The organism is Halosegnis sp. (genome assembly GCF_042216475.1).
GTDB lineage: Archaea > Halobacteriota > Halobacteria > Halobacteriales > Haloarculaceae > Halosegnis.
Genome location: NZ_JBDGTV010000007.1, coordinates 30,531 through 52,654, shown reverse-complemented (window position 1 = coordinate 52,654; position 22,124 = coordinate 30,531). Strand labels below are relative to the sequence as shown.

32 protein-coding genes and 1 other RNA gene are annotated in these 22,124 nt (G+C 64.3%); 25 read left to right on the top strand and 8 right to left on the bottom strand.

Translation table 11 applies throughout. From position 1 onward, the window contains the following. Positions 1–9: 9 nt before the first annotated feature. Positions 10–432, top strand: a complete 423-nt coding sequence (locus tag ABEJ63_RS03630) for a hypothetical protein (RefSeq protein WP_375794989.1) — start codon at positions 10–12, stop codon at positions 430–432. Between the two features lie 45 nt (positions 433–477). Then, a complete protein-coding gene (locus tag ABEJ63_RS03625; RefSeq protein WP_375794988.1) occupies positions 478–1,098 on the top strand; it encodes a class I SAM-dependent methyltransferase in 621 nt (206 codons plus the stop codon). Here the strand turns inward: ABEJ63_RS03625 and ffs are convergent. Continuing rightward, positions 1,099–1,412, bottom strand: an RNA gene (gene ffs, locus ABEJ63_RS03620) — signal recognition particle sRNA. An 83-nt stretch (positions 1,413–1,495) separates the two neighbouring features. Between ffs and ABEJ63_RS03615 the strand changes: the two genes are divergently transcribed. The 5 genes from ABEJ63_RS03615 to ABEJ63_RS03595 are packed head-to-tail and all read left to right on the top strand — an operon-like array spanning position 1,496 to position 5,222. Next, positions 1,496–1,777 (top strand): ribonuclease P protein component 4, encoded by a 282-nt coding sequence (locus ABEJ63_RS03615; protein ID WP_375794987.1) that lies wholly within the window; start codon positions 1,496–1,498, stop codon positions 1,775–1,777. Positions 1,778–1,833: 56 nt separating this feature from the next. Beyond that, positions 1,834–2,076 carry a YhbY family RNA-binding protein gene (locus tag ABEJ63_RS03610; protein ID WP_375794986.1) on the top strand — a complete coding sequence of 81 codons (243 nt, stop codon included), beginning with the start codon at positions 1,834–1,836 and terminating at the stop codon, positions 2,074–2,076. Beyond that, entirely contained in the window at positions 2,076–2,999 is a 924-nt protein-coding gene (locus tag ABEJ63_RS03605) for a mechanosensitive ion channel family protein (RefSeq protein ID WP_375794985.1), read from the top strand. Before ABEJ63_RS03610 ends, ABEJ63_RS03605 begins: the two co-directional genes overlap by 1 nt. Positions 3,000–3,041: 42 nt before the next feature. Further along, positions 3,042–4,094: a glycosyltransferase family 4 protein gene (locus tag ABEJ63_RS03600; protein ID WP_375794984.1), complete on the top strand. Its 1,053-nt coding sequence runs from the start codon at positions 3,042–3,044 to the stop codon at positions 4,092–4,094. A 24-nt stretch (positions 4,095–4,118) separates the two neighbouring features. After that, positions 4,119–5,222 (top strand): glycosyltransferase, encoded by a 1,104-nt coding sequence (locus ABEJ63_RS03595; RefSeq protein WP_375794983.1) that lies wholly within the window; start codon positions 4,119–4,121, stop codon positions 5,220–5,222. A 1-nt stretch (position 5,223) separates the two neighbouring features. On the opposite strand, the gene ABEJ63_RS03590 is transcribed toward ABEJ63_RS03595, so the two are convergent. The 4 genes from ABEJ63_RS03590 to ABEJ63_RS03575 are packed head-to-tail and all read right to left on the bottom strand — an operon-like array spanning position 5,224 to position 7,732. Further along, positions 5,224–5,634, bottom strand: coding sequence for a hypothetical protein (locus ABEJ63_RS03590; RefSeq protein ID WP_375794982.1), 411 nt, complete (start codon positions 5,632–5,634; stop codon positions 5,224–5,226). A gap of 44 nt (positions 5,635–5,678) precedes the next feature. Further along, a complete protein-coding gene (locus ABEJ63_RS03585) occupies positions 5,679–5,948 on the bottom strand; it encodes a hypothetical protein (protein WP_375794981.1) in 270 nt (89 codons plus the stop codon). Next, a complete protein-coding gene (locus tag ABEJ63_RS03580; RefSeq protein WP_375794980.1) occupies positions 5,945–6,964 on the bottom strand; it encodes a PGF-CTERM sorting domain-containing protein in 1,020 nt (339 codons plus the stop codon). The genes ABEJ63_RS03585 and ABEJ63_RS03580 overlap by 4 nt, the downstream gene beginning before the upstream one ends. 42 nt (positions 6,965–7,006) lie before the next feature. After that, positions 7,007–7,732, bottom strand: coding sequence for a DUF2797 domain-containing protein (locus ABEJ63_RS03575; protein WP_375794979.1), 726 nt, complete (start codon positions 7,730–7,732; stop codon positions 7,007–7,009). Positions 7,733–7,813: 81 nt separating this feature from the next. Here ABEJ63_RS03575 and ABEJ63_RS03570 point away from each other — a divergent pair, with 81 nt between their 5' ends. Continuing rightward, the gene (locus tag ABEJ63_RS03570; RefSeq protein ID WP_375794978.1) at positions 7,814–8,146 is read left to right on the top strand and encodes a BsuPI-related putative proteinase inhibitor; all 333 of its coding nucleotides are present in this window, start codon (positions 7,814–7,816) and stop codon (positions 8,144–8,146) included. Between the two features lie 7 nt (positions 8,147–8,153). Here the strand turns inward: ABEJ63_RS03570 and ABEJ63_RS03565 are convergent, their stop codons facing one another. Next, on the bottom strand, positions 8,154–9,095 hold the full coding sequence (locus ABEJ63_RS03565) for an NAD-dependent epimerase/dehydratase family protein (RefSeq protein ID WP_375794977.1): 942 nt from the start codon (positions 9,093–9,095) through the stop codon (positions 8,154–8,156). Between the two features lie 70 nt (positions 9,096–9,165). Between ABEJ63_RS03565 and ABEJ63_RS03560 the strand changes: the two genes are divergently transcribed. From ABEJ63_RS03560 to ABEJ63_RS03530, 7 genes are all read left to right on the top strand, one after another. Next, entirely contained in the window at positions 9,166–9,711 is a 546-nt protein-coding gene (locus ABEJ63_RS03560; RefSeq protein ID WP_375794976.1) for a tRNA (cytidine(56)-2'-O)-methyltransferase, read from the top strand. Positions 9,712–9,764: 53 nt separating this feature from the next. Beyond that, entirely contained in the window at positions 9,765–10,307 is a 543-nt protein-coding gene (locus ABEJ63_RS03555; RefSeq protein ID WP_375794975.1) for a transcription factor, read from the top strand. After that, a complete protein-coding gene (locus ABEJ63_RS03550; protein ID WP_375794974.1) occupies positions 10,307–10,975 on the top strand; it encodes a DUF2110 family protein in 669 nt (222 codons plus the stop codon). The genes ABEJ63_RS03555 and ABEJ63_RS03550 overlap by 1 nt, the downstream gene beginning before the upstream one ends. Then, positions 10,972–11,829, top strand: a complete 858-nt coding sequence (locus ABEJ63_RS03545) for a DUF5803 family protein (RefSeq protein ID WP_375794973.1) — start codon at positions 10,972–10,974, stop codon at positions 11,827–11,829. The genes ABEJ63_RS03550 and ABEJ63_RS03545 overlap by 4 nt, the downstream gene beginning before the upstream one ends. Before the next feature lie 31 nt (positions 11,830–11,860). Beyond that, complete coding sequence (locus tag ABEJ63_RS03540) at positions 11,861–12,556, top strand: competence/damage-inducible protein A (protein ID WP_375794972.1); 696 nt, start codon at positions 11,861–11,863, stop codon at positions 12,554–12,556. A 186-nt stretch (positions 12,557–12,742) separates the two neighbouring features. Then, positions 12,743–13,168, top strand: a complete 426-nt coding sequence (locus ABEJ63_RS03535) for a plastocyanin/azurin family copper-binding protein (RefSeq protein ID WP_375794971.1) — start codon at positions 12,743–12,745, stop codon at positions 13,166–13,168. Positions 13,169–13,214: 46 nt separating this feature from the next. After that, positions 13,215–14,354 (top strand): acyl-CoA dehydrogenase family protein, encoded by a 1,140-nt coding sequence (locus ABEJ63_RS03530; RefSeq protein WP_375794970.1) that lies wholly within the window; start codon positions 13,215–13,217, stop codon positions 14,352–14,354. 64 nt (positions 14,355–14,418) lie between these two features. On the opposite strand, the gene ABEJ63_RS03525 is transcribed toward ABEJ63_RS03530, so the two are convergent. After that, positions 14,419–14,967 carry a hypothetical protein gene (locus tag ABEJ63_RS03525; protein ID WP_375794969.1) on the bottom strand — a complete coding sequence of 183 codons (549 nt, stop codon included), beginning with the start codon at positions 14,965–14,967 and terminating at the stop codon, positions 14,419–14,421. A gap of 85 nt (positions 14,968–15,052) precedes the next feature. Here ABEJ63_RS03525 and nth point away from each other — a divergent pair, with 85 nt between their 5' ends. Then, entirely contained in the window at positions 15,053–15,739 is a 687-nt protein-coding gene (nth, locus tag ABEJ63_RS03520; RefSeq protein ID WP_375794968.1) for an endonuclease III, read from the top strand. On the opposite strand, the gene ABEJ63_RS03515 is transcribed toward nth, so the two are convergent. Then, positions 15,734–16,231, bottom strand: a complete 498-nt coding sequence (locus tag ABEJ63_RS03515; protein ID WP_375794967.1) for a hypothetical protein — start codon at positions 16,229–16,231, stop codon at positions 15,734–15,736. The genes nth and ABEJ63_RS03515 overlap by 6 nt on opposite strands. Before the next feature lie 92 nt (positions 16,232–16,323). Between ABEJ63_RS03515 and ABEJ63_RS03510 the strand changes: the two genes are divergently transcribed. From ABEJ63_RS03510 to ABEJ63_RS03470, 9 genes are all read left to right on the top strand, one after another. Beyond that, positions 16,324–17,202, top strand: a complete 879-nt coding sequence (locus tag ABEJ63_RS03510) for a hypothetical protein (RefSeq protein ID WP_375794966.1) — start codon at positions 16,324–16,326, stop codon at positions 17,200–17,202. 84 nt (positions 17,203–17,286) lie between these two features. Then, positions 17,287–17,844: a plastocyanin/azurin family copper-binding protein gene (locus tag ABEJ63_RS03505; protein ID WP_375794965.1), complete on the top strand. Its 558-nt coding sequence runs from the start codon at positions 17,287–17,289 to the stop codon at positions 17,842–17,844. Between the two features lies 1 nt (position 17,845). Further along, positions 17,846–18,232: a hypothetical protein gene (locus tag ABEJ63_RS03500; protein WP_375794964.1), complete on the top strand. Its 387-nt coding sequence runs from the start codon at positions 17,846–17,848 to the stop codon at positions 18,230–18,232. Next, positions 18,232–19,077 (top strand): ubiquinol-cytochrome c reductase iron-sulfur subunit, encoded by an 846-nt coding sequence (locus tag ABEJ63_RS03495; RefSeq protein ID WP_375794963.1) that lies wholly within the window; start codon positions 18,232–18,234, stop codon positions 19,075–19,077. Before ABEJ63_RS03500 ends, ABEJ63_RS03495 begins: the two co-directional genes overlap by 1 nt. Positions 19,078–19,119: 42 nt before the next feature. Further along, on the top strand, positions 19,120–19,914 hold the full coding sequence (locus ABEJ63_RS03490) for a cytochrome bc complex cytochrome b subunit (RefSeq protein ID WP_375794962.1): 795 nt from the start codon (positions 19,120–19,122) through the stop codon (positions 19,912–19,914). A gap of 1 nt (position 19,915) precedes the next feature. Further along, the gene (locus tag ABEJ63_RS03485) at positions 19,916–20,698 is read left to right on the top strand and encodes a cytochrome bc complex cytochrome b subunit (protein WP_375794961.1); all 783 of its coding nucleotides are present in this window, start codon (positions 19,916–19,918) and stop codon (positions 20,696–20,698) included. A 27-nt stretch (positions 20,699–20,725) separates the two neighbouring features. Continuing rightward, positions 20,726–21,040, top strand: a complete 315-nt coding sequence (locus ABEJ63_RS03480; RefSeq protein ID WP_375794960.1) for a hypothetical protein — start codon at positions 20,726–20,728, stop codon at positions 21,038–21,040. Between the two features lie 8 nt (positions 21,041–21,048). Beyond that, entirely contained in the window at positions 21,049–21,327 is a 279-nt protein-coding gene (locus ABEJ63_RS03475; protein ID WP_375794959.1) for a hypothetical protein, read from the top strand. Between the two features lie 43 nt (positions 21,328–21,370). After that, positions 21,371–22,096, top strand: coding sequence for an ATP-NAD kinase (locus ABEJ63_RS03470; RefSeq protein WP_375794958.1), 726 nt, complete (start codon positions 21,371–21,373; stop codon positions 22,094–22,096). Positions 22,097–22,124: the final 28 nt, after the last annotated feature.

Sequence of the window (22,124 nt, the reverse complement as noted above, 5' to 3'; positions counted from 1 at the left end):
CCCGCCCGTATGGACGAGGTCCGTGCTGCACCGACCGTCGGCATTGTCGCCTGTCTGCTTGTCGTCGCCGTCCTGTTACTCCCCTACCTGCTCATCACGAGTGGGGTGACTGCCTACTACGACGCGGGGGCAATCACGCCACTTGCAGCCGGGCTGTTCGCGCTCGTGGGCGTCATCGTCTTCGCGGCAGGCCGCGAGGAGCGGACCGACCCGTCGCTGGCAGCGGGCGCTGGCCTCGTGTTCGGACTCTTTGCTGTCCTTGTCTGTGGCGTCTGGGCCGCCACCGTCCCCGCATCTGTCCCGCTCCAACTTGGCACCGCCGACACCATCTCGGCGACGCTGCTGGAGTTCCACCGCTTCATGCTCGTTGGTGCGGCGGCGCTTGTCGCCGTCGCCGGCGGCTGGTACGCAAAGACGCTACGGCTGGTGTAGCCGTGGGACGACGAGCGTATAGGTTGGCGGCAATTCCTCACGGTAGTGACACACGACACCCACCAGCCGTGGGAGGGCCGCACCGGCGAATTCTCGCCAACATACTACGCTTATAAGGGTGCGAACGGGACCAGTGAAACGCTCCGTGACTTGCTGGTCGCGCGGGTAGGTCGGGACGCGTCCGTCCTTGAGGTGGGCTGTAACGTGGGTCGCCACTTGGCGTACCTCCACGACGCCGGATTCACCGACCTCACGGGCGTTGACATCAATCCCGCGGCCGTCACGAAACTCCAGGAGACACACCCAAGCCTGGCGGCAGCCGGCCAGTTCCGGGTCGGCGATATTGCGGCCGTGGCTGGGCAGCTCCCCGCCGGAGCGTTCGATGTGGTTTACTCAGTCGAATCTCTCCAGCACGTCCCTGATGACGGTCGTGTGTTCGACGATGTTGCGCGGGCGGCCGGTGACCTGCTCGTGACCGTCGAGAACGAACGGGCTGCGCCTGCCAAGTCGACCGTCGAATCACCGGACGGCGATCTATCCATCTATCACCGTGACTGGCACGAGATATTCACGAGCCGCGGGCTAGGAGCAGTTGCCGTCGCAGATGAGGGCCGCGATATGCTACGCGCGTTCGCACCCGAGACAAGCCGTCGGCTCACAGGCTAAGAGCGGACGCCCGGCGTTGCCCGACCGTTCCAGCACGGGGAGTCCCGGTTGCCTCCTCCACCCCGCGACCCCACGGGCGACAGGTGTCCGCGGGTCCGCTGCTCACTTCCGTGCCTGACGGATTGCCCGCGGTCAACCGCGCCACAACCCCCCTGCAGGGGTCGGTACGCGGACCGCTGCCCTCGTGGGACGAGGTTTCGACGTTGGCTCCCGGGGCCCGTACTGGGCGGGCCAGACGCGACCGGGATTCGGTCCCCGCTAAAGACCATAGCGCGGGTTGCGAGCGGGGCCTAACCGCCCGACCTAGTCCACCTACCACTACCCTGGGTCGACTCAAGAGGCTTTCGGGTCCCTGCCGAACCGGAACGGACATGCCCCCGGCTCCACTGACGCTGGTATGGCCGCCTCAATCGCCGAAGCCCGCATCGAGCGGCTCCATGAGGCTGCCCGCGAGGCCGCCCGCGACGGCGAATACGACAGCGCACGCTCATACGTGCGCCGGGCTCGCCGTATCGCGGAGCGACACCGTCTGCGGCTTCCGACGCGATTCAAGCGATTCACCTGTGACGACTGCGATGTGTACCTGCTGCCCGGGCGAAACGCTCGTGTCCGAGTACGGAGCGGTCACGTGGTCGTGACCTGCGACTGCGGCACGCAGGCCCGGTATCCCTATGAGTGACAGGAGAGGGGGAGCGAGCGGTAAGGTTCAAACCGGGCGGCGCCGAACGGCTCTCTATGACCGAGAATCTCCGTGAACGCGCCCATGACGTCGATGCGACGCTTCGTGTCGGGAAAGCCGGTATCGAGGCCGTGACGGATGAACTGCAGGCACAGCTTGATGAGCGCGAGTTGGTGAAGGTGAAGTTCCTCCGGTCGGCGCGGGGCGGGACAACGACCGAAACGCTGGCTAATCAGTTGGCCAAGGCGGTTGACGCCGAGGTCATCGAGACGCGAGGCCACACGGCGGTGTTCCACTGATGGCCCTTCCGCTGCAGACCGGCGCGCCTGGCGCCGTTGCCCAATTCCTCCGCAGCCTTGGGCTTCCAGCTTCGCTCGCAGACCCCATCGCCGCGGCGGTCGTGTTCATCGTCGTCCTTGTGGTCGTCTATGTCGGCGGCCGGGCGCTGGTGCGGCCGCTGGCCAACCGCACGCTTGACCGACGCGACCTCGACGAGCATGCAAAACGGCCGCTCCGGCGTGTCATCGCCATCGCGGTCGGCTTCATCGCCGTCTCTGTCGCCTTCGGGCTTGCCGGGTTCGGCAACTTCCTTCAGTCGCTGGCGACCGTCGCTGCCGCCGCCACCCTCGCCATCGGCTTTGCGATGCAGGACGTGCTGAAGAACTTCGTGGCGGGCGTGTTCATCTACACTGACAAGCCGTTCCGTATCGGTGACTGGATTGAGTGGGACGGAAATGTCGGCATCGTCGAGGACATTTCGCTGCGCGTCTCTCGGGTCCGCACGTTCGATAACGAACTGCTCACGGTGCCGAACTCCCAGCTGACCGACGGTGTTATCAAGAACCCTGTCGCGAAGGATAAACTCCGGCTGAAATTCGTCTTCGGCATCGACTATGACGACGATATCGACGAAGCGAGCGAGATTATTGTCGAGGAGGCCGAGCGGCACGACGGCATCCTCGACGATCCGGCACCATCTGTCCGGCTGACGGAACTGGCCGACTCTTACGTCGGGCTCCAGTCGCGCATCTGGATTGCACAGCCTTCTCGGGCAGACTGGGTGAAGACACGCGCCGAGTACGTGAAGAACGTGAAACAGCGGTTTGACGACGCAGGTATCTCCATCCCGTTCCCGCAGCGCACGCTGTCGGGGCGGGCGGCAGCCGCCGACGCGGTCCAGACTCGCGAAATCGTCGAGAGCGAGGCGACTGCCGACGACTAGCGTTCCGGCAGGTTCAAGCCTGGCGGCGTCCCCGCCGAACCCATGGGTCTCCGCGTCAGCCACTACTTCGAGTGGGAGCGGTTCATCACCGGCGGTCAGGCCCAATCTGTGCGCAATCAGCGGACCGCGATGGACGACCACGATATCGCGTACACTACCCACCCAGACCGCTCGGCAGATATCCTCCACCTCAATAACATGGGTCCCCGCTCAGTCTACCACGCGCGACGGGCAGGCGACGCCCCCGTCGTCGTCCATACCCACCAGACAGCAGCCGACTTCGAGAACAGTTTCGCTTTCTCAAACGCGCTCGCGCGACCGATGCGCCCGTATCTTGAGTATGCTTATTCGCTTGCAGACCTTCTTATTTGTCCGTCTGAGCACAACCGCGATGTCGTCGAGGCGTACACGGACGTCCCAACGCGGGTCATCTCCAACGGCTTTGACCCGGCGAAGCTATCCGGCCACGACGACCCGGCTCTACGCACTCGGTACCTCGACCGCTACAATCTCGAACCACCGGTCGTATTCACCGTCGGACACGTCCTCGAGCGGAAGGGACTCTCGACGTTCGTCGAGACGGCACGCCGGATGCCCGAGACGGAGTTCGTCTGGTTCGGCTATCTCAATCCGACGGGTGGGCCGCTGGGCGAACTGCTTCAGAGCAGCGAGGCGGCACAGACCGTCGAGTCGGCGCCGGACAACTGCACATTCACTGGCTACATCGAGGATATCGCAGGGGCATACGCGGCCGGCGATGTGTTCTACTTCCCGAGCCACAATGAGAACGAGGGGATGGCGCTGCTGGAGGCGATGTCCTGTGGCCGCCCGCCGGTAGTCCGCTCTATCCCTACCTACGAGTGGCTCGTGGACGGTGAGACCTGCCGAAAGGCAGACTCGCCGGCTGGATTTGAATCGGCACTGCGGGCGTTGCTCAACGACGAGGCGGACCGCAAGCGGATCGGCGACAATGCGAGGAGGAAGAGCCAAGAGTTCACTCTTGAGCGGGTGGGCAACCAGCTGGTGGATGTCTACCGAGCGCTGGCGGAGGGAACCTCCGCCGAAGCCGTTGCGGACGCAAGCACAACCCATTAGACGGCCACCGGCGAACCCCGGGCAATGCTACCGGCCGTCGCCGCTTTCACCGACACTTACCTCCCGACAGTCAATGGGGTCACCTACACTGTCCAGTCGTGGCGCGACCGCTGGGAGGCGCGGGGCGGCCAGATGCACGTCGTGTACCCGGCGAGCAGCCACGAGCCGGCCGATGCCGAGCATCCGGTCAGGAGCCTCACGTTCCCCTTCTACCGCGAGTTTAACGCCGCTCTTCCCCAGATTCCAAGCGGACTAGACGGCGTCGAGGTGGTCCATGCTCACACGCCGTTCACGCTGGGGCTTGCCGCTCGCCGGCTCGCGGGACGCCAGAATCTCCCGCTGGTCGCCTCTTATCATACGCCGACTGCCGAATATGCTGATTACCTTGCTGGCGGTGTAATCTCACGAGCCATCGAGCGGGTCGCGGGCCGCTACGAGCAGTGGTTTCTGAACCGCGTCGATGCCGTCGTCGTTCCCTCGGAGCCGACTCGAGAACATCTCCGCGAACTGGGCGTCACTGCACCGGTTGAGATTGTCCCTAACGGCGTCGACACCGAGCGATTCCAGCCTGTCGGCCCGGATGAGCGGGCCGCCTTCCGCGAGCGTCACGACCTCCCGAAGGGGCCGCTCGTCGGCTACACAGGCCGGCATGGCTACGAGAAGGAACTCGACGCCATCCTAGAGGTGGCACCAGAAATCAACGCGACAGTCGTGTTCGCAGGAGATGGGCCGGCTCGCAGCGGACTTGAGGCCCGGGCCGAGAGAATCGACGCGGACGTGCGTTTCCTCGGCTTCCTCGATCGGGCGGAATTGCCTGCCTTTTACGCGACCCTCGACGCCTTCCTGTTCCCGAGTCCTGTCGAGACACAAGGACTCGTTGCGCTGGAGGCAAACGCCTGCGGCACGCCCGTCGTTGGCGTAAACGCCGGCGCGCTCGCGGACACGGTAGTCGACGGGGAAACCGGCTACCATTACGAGCGAGGAGATACCGACGGCTTTCGAGCGGGTATCGAACAGGCGCTCGCCGACGGCGACCGCCTCAGAGAACGGTGTCTCGCCCGCCGCGACGAGGTCGCAATGGAGCGGGCGGTCGACGCGCTAGCGGATGTCTACGAGCGCGTCCGGTAGCCTACTCGAGCGCCTCGGTGATGCGCTCGAGTTCGCGACGGATATCGTGGAGTTCGTCCCGCACCTTCCGCACCTCGCGAACTAGCTCCTCATCGGCCTTTGATCCAGACTCCTCGGGAGCGCCTGGGCCGGCACCGGCGCCCGGTCCACCCATGCCACCGCCGGGGCCGCCTCCACCCATCATTCCGCCCATCATCTGTGCGAACGGGTTACCACCCATGCCGCCGCCCGGGCCACCGCCGCCCATCATCTCTTCCATCTTCTCTTCGCGGGAGAGCCCCTCGCCCTCGCCGCCCTCGCCCTCGCGCTCTTCGGCGCGCTGCTGGCGAATCTCCTCGACGCGCTCGCGGAACGATTTCTCCTCGTCGCCGCTTTCCTCACCGGTCGCCTCGGTCTCCTCGTCGTCTGCCATACATCCGGCTTTGGCCCGCCGGGGAAAAGCGTGCTGGATGGCCGCTAGTCGACGCGCCGCAGCAGGACGGCGACGATAGCCAGCATCGCTAGCAGGACCGCGAGATTGAACCCTGCGGCGAATACCGGCTGAAATTCCCGAGCGACCCAGATATCGATGACCCGGCGCGTACTCGTGTAGAAGCCGACAGCGGCGACGAGCGCAAACAGTGCCGCGACGGCGAGACCGGCCGTCTCCAGCATCCGCTGGAAGTCGCGATCGGCGACGGATTCGGAGGAGTTCTCGGTTTCATCGGCGGTTGCGTCGGTGCTCACGCCGCCCACCTCCGTGCGAGCAGCCCAACGAGGCCCACTGCCACCACGGCGAGGGCAACACCAAGACCGGACTGTCCGCCTGACTCTGTCGGCGTCACCGAGGGCTCTTCTGGGCGGTCGTCTGCCACCTCTGTCTCGGTACCGGCTGCGAACTCGCCAGAGTCGAGATCAACCTCCGTCGTGTTCGGTCCCGTCTGTCTGCGTGGGTTCAGGTCCGCAACCTCTCGGGTTGAGCCAACGATGACGCCGTCCTTCCAAAGCACGGCGTCGAGATAATAGGTGTAGTTGTCAGGCACGGTTAGTTCGGCGGAGGGCGTGACGCTCCGCCCTGGCCGTATCTCGCCCACATCGACGCGAGTGCTGTCGGCGACGATGTTAGAGTCGGCCTGTCTCGCGACGAGCTGGACCTCAAGCCCGTCGACAGCCTTGTCACCGCCGTTTGTGAGATACGCTGTGACAGTCATCCGCGCACGGCCGTCGGAGACGGACTCGACGCCGTACTGGATGGCTGGAATCCCGCTGGCACCGGCGAATTGCGTGAACTCGACGGCCGACTCCGCGTAGGTGGGCACGAGGTTGCTGGTACCCCGAACCTCGCTGCGGGCCGTGTCGATACGCCGGCCGTCCTCGTAGAGGAACGTGTATAACCGGTAGTCGCCACTCCGCTCAACCGTGAGTGTCGTGTTCGATTCGACCTCGCGATCACCTTGCAGGGTGCCGAGCGAGCGGGTCGTACGGTCGGCGATAAGCCCGGTCTCGGCGTCAACCATCCGGTAGACAATGGTGACATTTGAGACGGAGCCGCCCCGATGTTCAAGCAGCGTTGTCACTGACAGGGTGACCGTCTCGCCGCCGACCTGCTCTGCGGCAAAGGCGGTGTCTCGGATGGCTGTGTGACTTGGCCGGACCTGGTTGTCGTCGGGGGCAGCGGCGATATTGGGCGCGAACGCGGCAGCGGCCGCGAGCGCGAGGACGACGGCACCGGCAGCGCCGGCGAGGAGGGCTTCGCGTCGCATACGAGCGGCTGGTGAGTGCACCAGTAAGTGTCTTCTGTGTGATTAGTCGAACGCTCCTAGCGACGACTGCCGCTGGCGGTCGTCGGTCTCCGATAGCAGTTCGTGACCGACGAGGTCACGCAGATCGACCGCATAGTAGGTGCTCCCTCGCTCAAGCAGCAGTACCCGCCCCTTGACTCCGACGACGGTCCCCGTCGCCATTGTTTCGGCCACCGGTCGATTGGACAGTGAGAGCCCGTAGGAGAGGTCGAACCGCGCGAGCGGGTCATAATCGGTGAGCAGTCGCTCCCAGGCCGATTTGTCCACCGGTCGGCCAAGCCCGTTGAGCTTCGTTTCGACCCGCACTCGCTGGGATAGATCCGTACTTAGCCGCTCCTCAGCGTCACGGGCGGCGTCACCGTCGGGGACAGTGAGGACGTGGGCGCCGCGGTCGGCTCCCTGCTCGCGGAGCCGAGTTTCCAGCCGATCGCGGCGAGTGATGCCCACCTTGAACGTCGCAGGCGCGAACGCCGCAAAGTAGACGGCGTGCTCACCGGTCCGCTCGCGAAGCTGTGACTCATCGAACCCCTGTTTGTGGGCGCGACAGTGAGGAGCCTGTGCCGACGTGCAGGGGACATGATGGTCGTTCTGGACTGTTCCGGCACAGCGTCGCTCGCCAAGCGCGTAGGTGAGTTCGACCCCTGGCTCAAGCGGATGCCGCTCAATAGGGCCGCCGTCCGCGAGTAGCAGCACCGGATTGGGCGACGGGCGATAGCCGACGACCTGCACGATTCTGGCTACGCACCGCTGGAGTTTAGTCTGCCGATTCCAGGGCCGAACGGTTTTGCGAGCGGAGTGTCAATTAGTGGCATGCTCGACGGCTCGCTCACCGTCACGGTTGGCGACGGGGTTGTCTTCAAGCTGACCGTGACGAACGCGGGGCCGGAGCCAGTGTCCATCACGTTCCGGGACGCGCTGCGCGCCGACTTCGCCGTCTACGCCGCCAAGGGTACAGAGGTGTGGCGCCATTCCGACGGCCGGCTGACCGCACAGGCACTTGCGGAGGCGACGTTCGCACCCGGCGAGACAGCGATATTTGCTGAGAGATGGCCGGCGCCTGAACCAGGCGACTACACCGCCGTTGGCGAATTGCGACTAACCGGCGACGACCGGGTTCGCGCCGAAACACCTTTTTCAGTGTAAGCTCCGGTCAGGCGTACTCAGGAGCGTGCTCAGGGAGGAGTTCGCGGGTCGCCCGGCGGACGGCGTCGTCGCTGGACTCGTCCGGCTCCCAGCCCAGCGCGGACAGTTTCTCGACAGAGAGGCGCATCCGTGGGACATCGCCAGTCCACCCGCGTTCACCGCCGGTGAACGAATAGGTCGGGTCCAGTCCCATCTCGTCGGCGACGATGTCGGCGATAGTCGTGACACTCGTCGTTGTGCGGGTGCCGAGATTGTACGTGTTGACCGGCTCTTCGCCATATTCAACGACGTGACACATTGCGTCCACGCAGTCGTCGATGTGCATGTACGACTTCTCTTGACGACCGTCTCCGAGTATCTCCAATTCTGCCGGGTCGGTTGCCAGTTTCTCAATAAAGTCAGGCACGACGGCACCTAACTGGAGACGGGGGCCGACGATGTTGGCGAAGCGGAAAATCCACGCGGTGAACCCGTGGCTGTGGGCGTAGACGGAGCAGAGCCCCTCTTCGCCGAGCTTCGAGGCACCATAAATAGAGATTGGCTCCAGCGGCGCGTAGTCCTCGGGGGTCGGCCGGGGCGCCTCCCCGTAGACAACGGACGAGGAGGTGAAGGCCACCTTGTCGACACCGACCTCGTCCATCCGGTCAACGACGTTTTCGGTGAGGGTATTATTCACCCGGTACTGATCGATATGATCGCGACCGGCATCCTTGTCGGCCGCGAGATGAAAGACAGCGTCAACGTCGGGCGTGATAGCCTCGGCGACTACTTCCGGGTCAGCGAGATCACCCTCGACGAGCGTCGCGGCGTCGGGTACCCATGCCCGGTGGCCGTTCCGCAGGTCGTCAGCGACAATCACCTCGTTGTCGGTGACGAGTCGTTCGGCGAGGTGCGAGCCGACGAATCCTGCACCCCCGGTGACGACGAGCCGCTTGTCGGTCAGTTCCATACGTCTGGTGGCGGACGGGGCGACGTAGGCGTTCCGAAAGCAGGAAACCCACGCTCCTCGGAGGGAATGTATGGAGGGACGCGAGCCGGTCGTCGTCTGTCGGCTGAGCCACCGGCCAGGTCGGGACGATCGGATGACGACCCATGTCGGGCTGACCGCCCGCGCGCTCGGCGCGAACCGGGTGGTCCTCCCTGACAACGCCACCGGTCCCGCCGAAACCATTGAGCAAGTTACCGACCGGTTCGGCGGCCCGTTCGCCGTGGAGCAATACGACTCACCGACGGCATTCGTTCGCGACTGGTCGGGGACTATTGCCCACCTGACGATGTATGGCCTCCCCGTGCAGGACGTTGAAGCGGACCTTCGGGCGGCGAGTGCGGAGTCGCCGCTGCTCATTGTCGTGGGTGGCGAGAAGGTGCCGTTCGAGGTGTACGAGCGGGCCGACTACAATATCGCGGTGACGAACCAGCCTCACTCGGAGGTGGCAGGACTGGCAGTGCTGCTCGACCGGCTCTTCGAGGGGGCGGAACTCGACCGTGAGTGGACGGACGCCGACCGGACAGTCATCCCCAAGGAGACGGGGAAGAAGGTGGTCGACCCAGACGAGCAGCCATAGGAGTGAGTGGCCTCCCGGAGGCTTTAAACGGCTTCCTCGCCGCGTATTCAGTAATGGCGTACGAGGAACTCCTGGAGGACCCCGTGATTCAGAAGTACCTCCACGAACTCGTCGGTCCGACAGGGATGCCGGTGGCGGCGGCCCCCCCGGACGGCGAGGTGACCGACGAGGAGCTAGCCGAGGAGCTCGGGCTTGAGCTGAATGACGTCCGCCGGGCGCTGTTCATCCTCTATGAGAACGATCTAGCGTCCTACCGGCGGCTCCGTGACGAGGACTCCGGCTGGCTCACCTATCTGTGGACCTTCCAGTATGACAACATCCCCGAGAAGCTGGAGGAGGAGATGCACCGGCTGCTGGACGCGCTGGAGGAGCGGCGGGAGTATGAACAGGACAACGAGTTTTATCTCTGCGAGCAGGACTCTATCCGCTTCGAGTTCGGCGAGGCGATGGAGTTCGGTTTCGAGTGTCCCAACTGCGGTGGCCAGCTCGTTGACATGGACAACGATCGGCTGGTCAACGCTATCGACGAGCGCATCGCCGAGTTGCGCGCGGAGCTGCACCGCGAGCCGGAGCAGGAACCCGAGGCCGAGGCCTGATGGTCGTCCTCGCGACGAAGTTGTACGTCGAGGGCGACGCCGCTAATCGGGCGCTGGACTCGCTGGACTCGCTGGTCGCCAACGCGCTTGAGGGGCTTGCTGCCGAGTGGACGACGGGTCTCCGCGACGACGACTTCCCGTCGGTAACCATCACCGGCGAGGATGCCGCGGTAGCACGCAACCTGCTCGCGGAGGAGTGGGGCGTCGTTACGCCTCACCGGGAGGTCGGCGAGACGTACGTCGGGACGCTTGAGTCGTGGGACGCTGACGGATTCGTGCTTGACGCCGGCGAGCCGGTGCGGATCCCCACAGCCGAGCTGGGTCTCGGACCGGGCGGGCCTTCGCAGATTCGTACGCGCTACGGGCTTGTTCAGCACACCCCCCTGCGGTTTGTCGCGGGCGAGACCGCCCAGCTAGCCGAGGCTGAGCGTGATCGGCTGTACGGGTGGACGCGGGCTGACACCGGCCGCGTGAATGTCAACTCCGCCACCCGGGCGGAGGTACGCGCAACGGTCAACCGGGCGGGCCACGCCGACGATATCGTCACGGTCGAGCGGCTGGGGCTGCTCGAGCAGAGCATCGTCTGTCGCGAGACGACCGACCCGCCGGGGCTGCTATCGGATATCGGACCACATCTCCCGGCAGAGATGCTCTGTGTCATCCCATGAACCGACGGCTAGCGTTCGGCCTCCTCGGGTTGGCCGTCCTGCTGGCGACGGCCGGCTGCTCGACGATACTCGGGCCAGGAGAGGCAGATCCCGCCGACCTTGCGGCCGACGCCTCCTACGATTGGAATGTCTCCGCGGACGCGTACCTCGAGGTAAATAAGGGGAACGTCACCGCCGTCTACCGGGTCGCCAACCGGACGACAGGCACCCGCGAGGCCGAGAACCCGACCATCGAGATATACACTCGCGACACGCTCGGAACCGAGCAGCCGGAGACCGTCCGGGCCGTCAAGTTCCGCTACCCGAACGGGACGCTCGTCGAATTCACCGAGACCAACGACGGAGCCGTTGCGACAGTTCAATACCCGAACGGGACGAGTCGGCAGGCGCCTGATCTGATGACCGTCGATCGGACCCGAAGCCGAACCGTGGTGGCGCTGCCGGCCAACCAGACCGGTCGGCTGGGTGTCACGGTCCCAAAGAATGGCAAGAGCGTGACGACGCCTGCCTACGTTGAAGGAAGCTACGAGGTCGTGCTGCCCGAACGCGCGGAGGTCGGGGTGCCGCTGCTCGCGAAGGTCCGGCCGAGCGCTGACCGCCGTGCAGAGGTCGACGACCGCGTCCACGTCTACTGGAATCAAGTGACTGCGCCAACGCTGTCGGTTCGCTACTACCTCGACCGCGACCTACTGTTGTTCGGCGGGCTGGCGGCCGGAGCGACCGCAATTGGGCTGGCAGGGGCAGGCTACTATCTGCTCCAGCTGCGGGAGACGCGCCGCAAGCGCGAAGAGGTTGGGCTCGATGTCGACATAGAGGACGACGACTCTCGGCGGCCGCCGCCGGGGATGGGCTGAACTGAAGTCCCCTGGCCGCGTAGCCGGAGGCATGCGCGTCGCGATACTCACCGTCGGCGACGAACTTCTCGTCGGCGACACGGTGAACACCAACGCTGCGTGGCTCGGCGAGCGGCTCACCGCGCGCGGCGCCGATGTTGAGCGGGCCACGACAGTCCCCGACCGCGTGGATGACATCGCCGAGGTCGTCGACGCGTACGCGGATCGCTACGATGCGCTGGTTGTCACGGGCGGGCTCGGGCCGACCCACGACGACGTGACGATGGCGGGGGTTGCGGCGGCATTCGACCGCGAGCTTCGGACCGACGAGCAGGCGCTGGCATGGCTTACTGACGAGGGAGACTACAGCCGCGACGATCTCGTCACCGGCACGGCCGACCTGCCGGCCGGGAGCGAGCCACTCCACAACGAGGTCGGTGTCGCCCCTGGCTGTGTGCTTGGCAACGTCTACGTCCTACCGGGGGTACCCGCGGAGATGAAGGCGATGTTCGAGTCGGTGGCTGCCCGCTTCACTGGGACGGTCAGGCACGTCGAGCGAGTCGCTGTCGACGAGCCGGAGAGTGCGCTCATTGAGCGGTTCGATGAACTGCGCGAGCGGTTCGGCGTGAAGGTTGGGTCGTACCCGGGCGAGGTCGTCAGCGTGAAGCTGGAGAGTGAGGATCCCGACGCGGTCGCGGCCGCCGCCTCGTGGCTTCGCGAGCACGCCGAGACGACCGTCAGTTCATAAGACGGTAGTACCAGCCGACGACGAGCGCCACACTCGCGAGCGCGACCAACCAGCCGGCCGCGTCGATTGCGGCCGCGTTCACGCCTTCCTGCAGCGGAACCAACATACCCCCGTCTGCGACCGCTGCTCTCTTAACCGGTTCGGAGTCGTACACAGGTTTTTGATGATCCTCCGACAAAATAGCGTATGCTACAGACAACACGGCGGCAGACACTGGGCATACTCGGGACGGCCGGCACGGCCGCGCTCGCCGGCTGTTCTGGGTCGGGTGGCGACAATCCAGCTCTCGTGGTCGAGGTAGGGCCCGCCGATGAACGTCGGTTCGCGCCCGCAGAGACGACCATCGCGGTCGGTGCAACAGTCCGCTGGGTGTGGCAGTCTAGCGGCCATACGGTCACCGTTGACTCGCAGCCGGACGGTGCGAGCTGGCAGGCGACCGGGACGACGACCCACGAAGAGGGGCACACGATAGAACACACCTTCGAGACGGTGGGGACGTACGACTATTACTGTCAGCCACACCGCGGCTCGGGCATGGTCGGGACACTCAACGTCGGGGAATCATCGGGCGCGGCCGGCGGTTCGACGCCAACCGAGGGAGGCGCCTACTGACAGCCCGCTCCCGAACCGTTATGCCCGCGTAGGCGAATCCCGAAGTATGGAGTTCGACCTCCCGAGCGAGCACCGGATGGTGCGCGACACGGTACGGGAGTTCTGCGAGACAGAAGTGGCCCCCATCGCTCAAGAGATCGAAGACGAGCACCGCTTCCCGCGAGAGGTGTTCGACCAGCTGGGCGAACTCGACTTGATGGGGGTACCCGCCCCCGAGGAGTACGGCGGTGCCGGTGGCGACTACCTGATGTATGCGCTTGTCGCCGAGGAACTCGGTCGGGTCTCTGGGGCTGTTGGACTGTCGTACGTCGCCCACACGTCGCTGGGGTTGATGCCAATTGTGGCATTCGGAACCGACGAGCAGAAGCGGAGGTGGGCGGCGCCGCTGGCCCGCGGCGAGGCCGTCGGCGCGTGGGCGCTCACAGAGCCGTCCTCGGGGTCGGACGCCAGCGACATGGACACCACTGCCCGCAAGGAGGGCGACGAGTACGTCATCTCGGGGACGAAGCAATTCATTACGAACGCCAACATCGCCGGCTCCGTGCTCGTGAAAGCAGTCACGGAGCCGGGAGCCGGCTACGATGGCATCTCGACGTTTATTCTCGACCCCGAGGACGATGGCTTCGAGGTGACAGAAGTGTGGGACAAGATGGGACTGAACGCCTCCCCCACGTGCGAACTTCGGCTCGAGAACGTGCGTGTTCCGGAGGAGCGGCTTCTCGGTGAAGAAGGCGACGGCTGGACACAGACCAAAAAGACGCTCGATGGCGGCCGCATCTCAATCGCAGCACTGTCGACGGGACTTGCGCAGGGTGCCTTCGAGGCAGCCCGTGAGTACGCGACGGAGCGCGAGCAGTTCGGCAAGCCCATCAGTAAGTTCGACGCCGTTCGCGATATGGTCGTCGCGATGAATCGCAAGATAGAGCGAGCGCGGCTGCTCACGCACAAGGCCGCCTGTCGGTACGATGAAGGGGCGGACGTCACCCGATTGTCGTCGCTGGCGAAGCTGGACGCCTCCGAGGCGGCCCGCGAAGTGGCCGAGGATGCCGTACAGGTCCACGGCGGCTACGGCTACACGACCGACTTCGCCCCACAGCGGTTTTACCGCGACGCCAAGCTGATGGAGATTGGCGAGGGGACGAGCGAAATTCAGCATCTCGTGCTCGGACGGGAACTCGGGCTTTGACTTCCTCCCACGGCTGAGACCGAGAAGTTTCGCCGCAAGCTACTGTAACATCAAGCGGCGCAGCTCACTTCCTGCTTGCTAGCAACTTCCGAATCCCGGCGACGAGGACTCGGTCTGCAGCGTGGGCCACTGCGAGGCTGCCGAGGACGAACGCGGCACCGAACGCGAGCGCCTCCACCGAAAACGCGCCCGGGTCGCCGGACCTCGCTACTCGCCGCACCACGAGCAGCGCGTTGTCGAGCCGTTCGAAGAACACCGACCGGGCGAACAGCGCAACGTAGCCGCCGGCGGCAAGTAGAAGCAGGTAGACGCCGAACCGCACGCGGGCGGGTACAAACGACTCGAGGTACTTCTGTCGCGCGGCCTTCAGCGTGAACGCCTGTCGCGTCCGCGTCTGGCGGTATGTCTCGACGGTCAGGACAGCGAGACCGACGGCGACGAGCGTCCAGAATAGGATGCCACCAGCCATCGCAGCGTCGACGCCGACGACAGTTGTCAGTGTCTCTCGGAAGGCGGCGTTGCCGCGTCGCACCACGAGCGCGAGCAGCCCGTAGAGGACGATCGCCCGGACGGTCCCGAACCGTGGCGTCCACGCGGCGTGACGGCGAGCCATATCACCGGTCAACTCCGGGCTATCGTGAACCTTGCGGCCAAGCAAAACCGCAGGGAACTAAACGACACGCTCCCCGGTAAATAGTATGGGCACGCCGCTGGACACGCGGGAGGCGCAGGCGGTCGAGGTGATCGACCGGCTCTATGAGGTGTATCCAGACCCGACCATCTCGCTGGATTTTTCAACGCGACTTGAGCTGCTAATGGCCGTGGTATTGTCGGCCCAGTGCACTGATGAGCGGGTAAATGGCGTCACCGAAGACCTATTCGCAGAGTACGAATCGGCCGCCGATTACGCGGCTGCGAGCGAGGAGGAACTCGCAGAGGCAATCTACGGTGTCACCTTCCACAACAGCAAGGCGGGCTACCTGAAGGGGATCGGCGAGCAGCTGGTCGACGAGCACGACGGCGAGGTGCCGGACACGATGTCGGCGCTGACGGCCCTGCCAGGTGTCGGCCGGAAGACAGCAAACGTGGTCCTCCAGCACGGCCATGACCTGACGGAAGGTATCGTCGTCGACACGCACGTCCAGCGCATTTCGCGGCGGCTCGGGCTCACCGAGGCAGAGTCACCGGACGCTATCGAGCAGGACCTGATGGGGGTTATCCCTGAAGCAGAGTGGAAGGAATTCACGCATCTTCTCATCGAACATGGCCGGGACATCTGCACGGCTCGGAATCCCGACTGCGAGGAATGCCGACTGGCCGACATCTGCCCCTCCGAGCGGGGCGAGTCAGCTGTCGACCTCGCATCCGGAGAAGACTGGTCATAGGTACCTAACCACGTACCGCGTGAGGCCAGTGAGCCACGCGAGTATCCAAAAGAACGTGTAGCCGAAGACGCCGACGCGAAGTCGCGAGCGCCAGTGGTCCATCCTGTCGCCGCCGATCTCGTCTAATAGTACATCCTCATCGTACTCGTGGTAGAGGTCGTGCTCGTACTTCGCGCGGAAGATACGGACAATGCCGGTGAAGCCGAATGCAAGGAACGCATAGGCAGTCAGCCCAGCGAATGCGTGGATGACGGCGTAGCCGCCGAACTGGGCCGAGTAACTGCCGAGCCCGAATAGCCGCGGCACCATCCACCCGACCAGCGGCACTGTCGTCAGCGTCAACCCGGCGAGAATGTATTTCAGGTGCCACGTCAATACGCCCCAGGTGACTGGGTCGTTATCAATCATAATCCACGCACCGTAGAGGAAACAGGGAAGGCTCACGGAGACACCAGCGGCGACAACTCCGGCGACGACCCCATCGGCGACCATCGCTCCCTGGTAGGCAGGCGTGTCGTTTAGGGGTGCCGTTCGCGGGTCCCACCCCGACAACTGTTTACCGGGCGCGGTCAAACCGACTTCCGATGGGAGACGCCCGCTCGGAGCCGGAGGACGCGGCGTCTGGCGACGCGACGACCGACACAGGAGGGGCTGAGACGGCGCCTGAATCGGACGTGGAGTCGAGATCCGACGGAGACCCCGAGCCGGACGCAGAATCGCTCTCGACCGAGGAGCTGCGCCGACAGGTTGAGGAGGAGTACGATTTCGATAGCTTCGGCCCCTCGGAGATGGCGTCGATGTCTGCCGAGGAGTGGGAGGCGGCGTTCGACCCAGAGACGTGGATAACCGGCGAGGAACTGCTCGATCGTATCGAGGCGGATGTAAAAGCCCGCGTGCTCCGCCGTGACGTGTTCGCCCGTGTAGAACGGTTGGCTCGACCGGACCGGGTCGTCGCCTACTCCGACGAGGGATACGCACTCGTCTACGGCGACGGAACCGTCGAGGGGATGGGAACCGTGCTGCGCGACGTAAAACCGTCAGTGGCGCTCTGCTCGATGGAGGAGTACGATGTCCCCGAGGCACCAGACGGCGACCTTCTGCCCCAACCGATGGAGGTGCCGGAGGGATCCGGAGAATTTGGCAACCTGATGGTGCAAGTCATCGCTGGCGCGCTCGTCCTGTCAGGGGTGGTTCTCGGTGGCGCAGCACTCGTCACTGGCGATATCGGCGTTATTGCGGGGACCGTCGGCCTGCTGTTCTTGGTGGCGGGTGGGCTGCTCTTTTTTACAGTGGCGAACGCCCGACTGTCCGACCGGTTCCGCGCGGAGGAGTACCGCAACCGGCTCCGCGCGGTCGGACCGGCGGACGGTGAGCGGCCTGACTTCCTGCCTGAGAGCGCGCGCGGAGAGCCCAAGCTCGAGGGCGAGCGCGGCGACGAAGAGACCGCCGAGCAGGGCGCGTGAGCCGGGCAGTTCTGCCGCCAGTACCACCGCTTTGCACGACCTTCGGAGAATTTATACGCAGACAGCTCCGACCATCGGACGTTCATGAATAGACGGGAATTCCTGCGTACTGCAGGTGGGGCCACGGCCGTCGCCGGCGCCGTGAGCGCCTCTGGGTCCGCAGCAGCCCAGCAGACAAAGGAGGTTGTCGTCGGTCCTGGTGGCAGTCTGGTCTTCGACCCTGAGACGGTGTATGTCAAGCCCGGCGACACCGTGAAATTCGTCTGGGAGTCCGACGGTCACAATATTGTCGTCGAGTCCCAGCCCGACGGCGCCAACTGGAAGGGGACCAAGGGCGGTGCCTCGAAGCTGTACGATACCGGCTACGAGTACACCCACACTTTCGAGACAAAGGGCAAGTATCAGTACTTCTGTGCCCCTCACAAGACGGCAGGGATGGTTGGTACGGTCGTGGTAAACGAGAGCGGGACCGCCCCGTCCTCGGGTGGCGGCGGCGAAGTCAACCCCGAGCACATGGGCGTCCCAATTCAAGCACACTTCGTCGGTATTGCCACAATCCTCGCCATTCTCGTGTCACTGATGTTCACGTTCTTCATGCTAAAGTACGGCGAGTCGCCACACGCTAGCGGAGGGAACGGATAATATGTCTTCAGGCAACAATACCTACGGCGATATTCACCGGTACGAACCGGCCCGCGAGTCGACGGCCGCGGCTATCGGCATTGTCCTACTGACAGTGCTTGAGGTCATCTTCATCGGCCTGTTCACATACGGGCTGGTCGCCGGCTGGGGCTTCTCGGAATTCGGGAATATGTTTCTCGGCGGCTTGCTCGCAGCCATCCTCATCGACCTCGCGTTTATTATGCTGCTCTACCGCAAGGAGTTCCTCCCGGACGTGATGATCGTCAAAAAGCGTCGGCGGAAGTGGGAGGATCTCTACGTCCGCGAGGAGGACATGGATGGGACGGAACTCGGCGGCGACGCATGGGAGACGGTGAAACGAGCGATTTACCCCTACTACAAAAAATAATGCCAGCAGACGAAGACAAGTATCCGACCGAATCTGGACGGCGTCGCTTCGTGAAGGGCGTTGTCGGCTCCGCGACGCTCGCGAGCGTCGGGACCGGTGCCGCGGCCGCGCTCGGTACCGCAACCTCGTCGAGCGGTGCAGGCGGCGGCATCACTCAGTACATGGCTATTAAGAATACCGACGGCCCCGCCCCCCGCGGGATGCCTATTATCCCGCTGACCATCGAGAACGGCAACGAGCTGAAGGGTGTCTGGCCGGAGGTGAAAGAGGTGACTGAGGGCGGTCGAACCGTCAAGGTCGCCGAGACAGAGTTGGGCGGCATCACCTACTCTTCCGAGTGGTTCCAGTACTGCGGCGTCCAGACGTATCCAGGCGTCCGCCCTGGCGAGGACCAAGACAACTTCTTCCGGGCTTCCTCGGGGGACACCTACGAGTGGATGTCCGATATCGAGACCGGCGAGAAGCTCACCGTCGACATGTTCGACGACTACGAGACCTGGGGCAATGGCATCGGCAAGAGCGGGTTGGGCAAGCCCGCGATGGCGACGTGGCGCTCACAGGATGTCGAGCCTCAGTCGACGATGCCGGTCCAAGTGCTCCGGTCACCTCGCATTGAGGAGCTGGCCAAAGAAAACGAGTTCTACGCGGCGGCCACACAGGACGGCTTCGTGGCATGGCTTGACAAGTGCACCCACTTCTGCTGTGTCCCCGGATTCAAGGCATACGAGGGATCGGCGAAATTCGGCGCTGAAGACCGCGTCTACTGCCAATGTCATCAGTCGGTATACAACCCATTCAGCCCGAAACAGGTGTCGTACGTCGCCCTGCCGCGACCGGAGGAATAAGAGGATGGAAGCCCACACAACAAGCAAGAGGGACGCCAGCACATGAGCCTCGAACGCAAGGACGACCACGATCATAAAGGGTGGATGAAGGAGCGTGACCTCACGCCCATCGAGACCACCTATCTAACGGTCCTGATGTGGCTAGACAAGCGGCTACGCATTGTTGACTACCTCGAGATTCTCGAGGACCTCTATTACAAGGTCAACATGCAGATGCCGAAGAGCCACACTGAACAGTACAACCTCGACAACAAGTTCTGGTACTGGTATCCGCTGTACGCGCTTGGCTCGTTCTCGACCATTGCGTACATCGTGGCGGCTATCTCCGGGGCGTTGCTCGGCTTTTATTACAGCCCTGCAACCACGGGTGATCCGAGCACCGCCTACAACTCCATCACGTTCATCATGACCGACCTTCGGTTCGGGTTCTTCCTCAGAAGCCTCCACCGATGGTCCGCGCAGGTGATGGTTGCCGCCGTCTTCCTCCACATGCTGCGGGTCTACTTCACGGGCGCGTACAAGGAACCACGCGAGCTGAACTGGATCATCGGCATCGTGCTCATTTCGCTGACGATGGTGTTTGGCTACACGGGCTATCTGCTGCCGTGGGACCAGCTCGCGTTCTGGGCCGGCCAAATCGGTGTCGAGATGAGCCTCTCGATTCCAATCGCCGGTGAGTGGGTCGCACAGCTTCTGTTCGGCGGGTTCACACTGAGTCAGGCCACGCTGCAGCGAATGTACATCCTGCACGTGTTCTTCCTGCCGTTCATCGCAACGACCATCATCGCCATCCACATCGGCATCGTGTGGATGCAGGGCATTGCAGAGCCACACTAACATGAGCAACACCACAGACACTGACGCGGGCGTCGACGAGGGGGAGGGCCCTACCGCCGACGGCAGCGGCATCGTCGCGCCGGACGACGAGACTCCGACGTGGAGCGAGCGCAAGCAGCGCACCGAGGGACTCGCCCGGCTGACGTATGAGTATTTCGAGCGGGCGCGCCGCGAGGACCAAGACCTCCGCGTAGAGTCTGACTATGTAGAGCGTGACGTGCTGGCGTTCCCCGCTTGGCCACACGAGATGGTGCGCAACCTTGCGTTGACCAGCTTTTTCGTCGGGATGACCGTGTTCCTGGCGGCGGCGATGCCGCCCCATATCGGCCCGCCGGCAAATCCCTCGAGCACGCCGGCAGTCATCCTGCCTGACTGGTATCTCTACTGGTCGTTCGGGCTACTGAAGCTGGGACCCCTCAACCCAGATCTCGCACTGCTGGGCGGCAAGAAGCTGATGGCCGACCGGACGTACGGCGTGCTGGCGAACCTGGTCGTCGTTGGCTTCATCGCCATCGTTCCCTTCCTCAACAAGGGAGCCGCCCGCCGGCCCGTCGAGCAGCCGTTCTGGGCCGCAGTCGGCGTCAGCGGCGTCGTCTACGCCGCGACCATCTCCGCGCTGTCGGTGAAGAACCTCATTCCGATGGACTCGCATCTGCTGTTCGACCTGACGTTCCTGCTCCCCATCGTGGCAGCTTGTATCAGCTACGCGGTCTTCAAATCGATGCGTGAGGGGTATATGTTCGAGCTGAATCGGCGGTACTACCGGCTGCGCCCGCCAAAATAGACTCGCAACTCCTCTCTTTTTCCCTCCATGGACGATGCCTCCGACGCGAGTTCCGCAAAGACGCCCGAGTCGGCGAACAACGGCCGCCGCGACGTGGAGGTACCGATGGAGGTGTACAAGGCTGTGACGGTGTTCTCGACGTTGTTTGCGGTCGTCGCAGTCGTCGTCGGATTCGTCTTGCTCGATGAGGCGACCCAGCGTGCGACGGCCGCGCCGGATGAGGTGAACATTTTGTTAGCTGCAGCCGGGTTGGGCGCTATCGCTGCCGGCGCAGCCACCTACGCGTTCTCGACACGGTTTCGCGCTCAGGGAATGGGAAACCCTAAAGACGACGCTGACTAAGACTCATTATGGCCGACGAATTCGCAAAAGGGTTCACTGTCCTCGTTACCGCCGGGCTTGCGTGGCTCACCCTCGCCGGCTGGTACAACACACCGTCATTTGAGGGAGCCCAGCTTACCGCCCCAGACCCGACCTCCGGACTAACGGTATACGACCAGGTGGCCATCGTCCTGAAGGACGCGCTGTTCTGGTTCGCGGTACTCGGGTTCGTCACCTTTGTTGTCATCATCCCTATGATCCGGAAGCTCCGCGAAGCCTACGAGGGGACGCCCGAGGTACCCGAGTAGCCGAAATCCCACGCCTTTTTCTCCCGGCGGGCAACGACCAGGCATGAACAGCCCGACGGTCGGCATCCTCGGCGACGAGACTGCCGAGGCCGCGGTGCGGGCGGCCGGCGGGCAACCGGTCGTCGGGCGGACGGCCGTCGCCGCGGCCGACCCAACGTACGTGGTGGCCATCGGCGAGTCAGCGCTGCTGGCAGCCATCGAGACGGTCGGTGAGGTGCCTGTTCTCCCCGTTGAGGCGGGCGTTGGCGTTCGGTCTGTGTCGTGTGAATCGCTCGTGACCGCCGTTGAGTCGCTCATCAAGGGAGCTCACGACACAGTGGCGTTACCTGTCATCGCCGCACAATCACCGGTGGGCGAGGCGCGCGCGCTGGCTGAAGTGATGCTCGTTGCGGCCGAACCAGCCCGCATCTCCGAGTACACAGTGACCAGCGATGGCGACCGAGTGGCAACGTTCCGGGCCGACGGCGTCGTGGTGGCGACGCCGGCCGGGTCGCGCGGTTATGCGCGGCGGGCCGATGGACCGCTGGTCGCTCCGGAGGTTGACGCGCTCGCGGTCGTCCCTGTTGCCCCATTCTCGACGAGTGAAGACGCTTGGGTAGTCCCGCCGACGGGGCTGGAACTGCGCGTCGAACGCGATGAGACGCCGGTCGAACTATTAGCCGACGACCGGACAGCCGGCACAGTGGGTCTAGGCGAGTCTGTCCAGGTCGATCGCGACGGCACGCTATCGATCGCGCTCGTCGACGGGAGCACAGGCCGGTTCGGGTAGGCCGGGATGCGATTGGAAAGCTATTAAC

Bases quoted from the DNA above. Each gene is read 5' to 3' on its own strand.
- ABEJ63_RS03630 (WP_375794989.1), top strand. From the start codon at position 10: ATGGACGAGGTCCGTGCTGCACCGACCGTCGGCATTGTCGCCTGTCTG.
- ABEJ63_RS03615 (WP_375794987.1), top strand. From the start codon at position 1,496: ATGGCCGCCTCAATCGCCGAAGCCCGCATCGAGCGGCTCCATGAGGCT.
- ABEJ63_RS03610 (WP_375794986.1), top strand. From the start codon at position 1,834: ATGACCGAGAATCTCCGTGAACGCGCCCATGACGTCGATGCGACGCTT.
- ABEJ63_RS03605 (WP_375794985.1), top strand. From the start codon at position 2,076: ATGGCCCTTCCGCTGCAGACCGGCGCGCCTGGCGCCGTTGCCCAATTC.
- ABEJ63_RS03600 (WP_375794984.1), top strand. From the start codon at position 3,042: ATGGGTCTCCGCGTCAGCCACTACTTCGAGTGGGAGCGGTTCATCACC.
- ABEJ63_RS03595 (WP_375794983.1), top strand. From the start codon at position 4,119: ATGCTACCGGCCGTCGCCGCTTTCACCGACACTTACCTCCCGACAGTC.
- ABEJ63_RS03590 (WP_375794982.1), bottom strand. From the start codon at position 5,634: ATGGCAGACGACGAGGAGACCGAGGCGACCGGTGAGGAAAGCGGCGAC.
- ABEJ63_RS03580 (WP_375794980.1), bottom strand. From the start codon at position 6,964: ATGCGACGCGAAGCCCTCCTCGCCGGCGCTGCCGGTGCCGTCGTCCTC.
- ABEJ63_RS03570 (WP_375794978.1), top strand. From the start codon at position 7,814: ATGCTCGACGGCTCGCTCACCGTCACGGTTGGCGACGGGGTTGTCTTC.
- ABEJ63_RS03565 (WP_375794977.1), bottom strand. From the start codon at position 9,095: ATGGAACTGACCGACAAGCGGCTCGTCGTCACCGGGGGTGCAGGATTC.
- ABEJ63_RS03560 (WP_375794976.1), top strand. From the start codon at position 9,166: ATGGAGGGACGCGAGCCGGTCGTCGTCTGTCGGCTGAGCCACCGGCCA.
- ABEJ63_RS03555 (WP_375794975.1), top strand. From the start codon at position 9,765: ATGGCGTACGAGGAACTCCTGGAGGACCCCGTGATTCAGAAGTACCTC.
- ABEJ63_RS03550 (WP_375794974.1), top strand. From the start codon at position 10,307: ATGGTCGTCCTCGCGACGAAGTTGTACGTCGAGGGCGACGCCGCTAAT.
- ABEJ63_RS03545 (WP_375794973.1), top strand. From the start codon at position 10,972: ATGAACCGACGGCTAGCGTTCGGCCTCCTCGGGTTGGCCGTCCTGCTG.
- ABEJ63_RS03540 (WP_375794972.1), top strand. From the start codon at position 11,861: ATGCGCGTCGCGATACTCACCGTCGGCGACGAACTTCTCGTCGGCGAC.
- ABEJ63_RS03535 (WP_375794971.1), top strand. From the start codon at position 12,743: ATGCTACAGACAACACGGCGGCAGACACTGGGCATACTCGGGACGGCC.
- ABEJ63_RS03530 (WP_375794970.1), top strand. From the start codon at position 13,215: ATGGAGTTCGACCTCCCGAGCGAGCACCGGATGGTGCGCGACACGGTA.
- ABEJ63_RS03525 (WP_375794969.1), bottom strand. From the start codon at position 14,967: ATGGCTCGCCGTCACGCCGCGTGGACGCCACGGTTCGGGACCGTCCGG.
- nth (WP_375794968.1), top strand. From the start codon at position 15,053: ATGGGCACGCCGCTGGACACGCGGGAGGCGCAGGCGGTCGAGGTGATC.
- ABEJ63_RS03515 (WP_375794967.1), bottom strand. From the start codon at position 16,231: ATGGTCGCCGATGGGGTCGTCGCCGGAGTTGTCGCCGCTGGTGTCTCC.
- ABEJ63_RS03510 (WP_375794966.1), top strand. From the start codon at position 16,324: ATGGGAGACGCCCGCTCGGAGCCGGAGGACGCGGCGTCTGGCGACGCG.
- ABEJ63_RS03505 (WP_375794965.1), top strand. From the start codon at position 17,287: ATGAATAGACGGGAATTCCTGCGTACTGCAGGTGGGGCCACGGCCGTC.
- ABEJ63_RS03500 (WP_375794964.1), top strand. From the start codon at position 17,846: ATGTCTTCAGGCAACAATACCTACGGCGATATTCACCGGTACGAACCG.
- ABEJ63_RS03495 (WP_375794963.1), top strand. From the start codon at position 18,232: ATGCCAGCAGACGAAGACAAGTATCCGACCGAATCTGGACGGCGTCGC.
- ABEJ63_RS03490 (WP_375794962.1), top strand. From the start codon at position 19,120: ATGAGCCTCGAACGCAAGGACGACCACGATCATAAAGGGTGGATGAAG.
- ABEJ63_RS03485 (WP_375794961.1), top strand. From the start codon at position 19,916: ATGAGCAACACCACAGACACTGACGCGGGCGTCGACGAGGGGGAGGGC.
- ABEJ63_RS03480 (WP_375794960.1), top strand. From the start codon at position 20,726: ATGGACGATGCCTCCGACGCGAGTTCCGCAAAGACGCCCGAGTCGGCG.
- ABEJ63_RS03475 (WP_375794959.1), top strand. From the start codon at position 21,049: ATGGCCGACGAATTCGCAAAAGGGTTCACTGTCCTCGTTACCGCCGGG.
- ABEJ63_RS03470 (WP_375794958.1), top strand. From the start codon at position 21,371: ATGAACAGCCCGACGGTCGGCATCCTCGGCGACGAGACTGCCGAGGCC.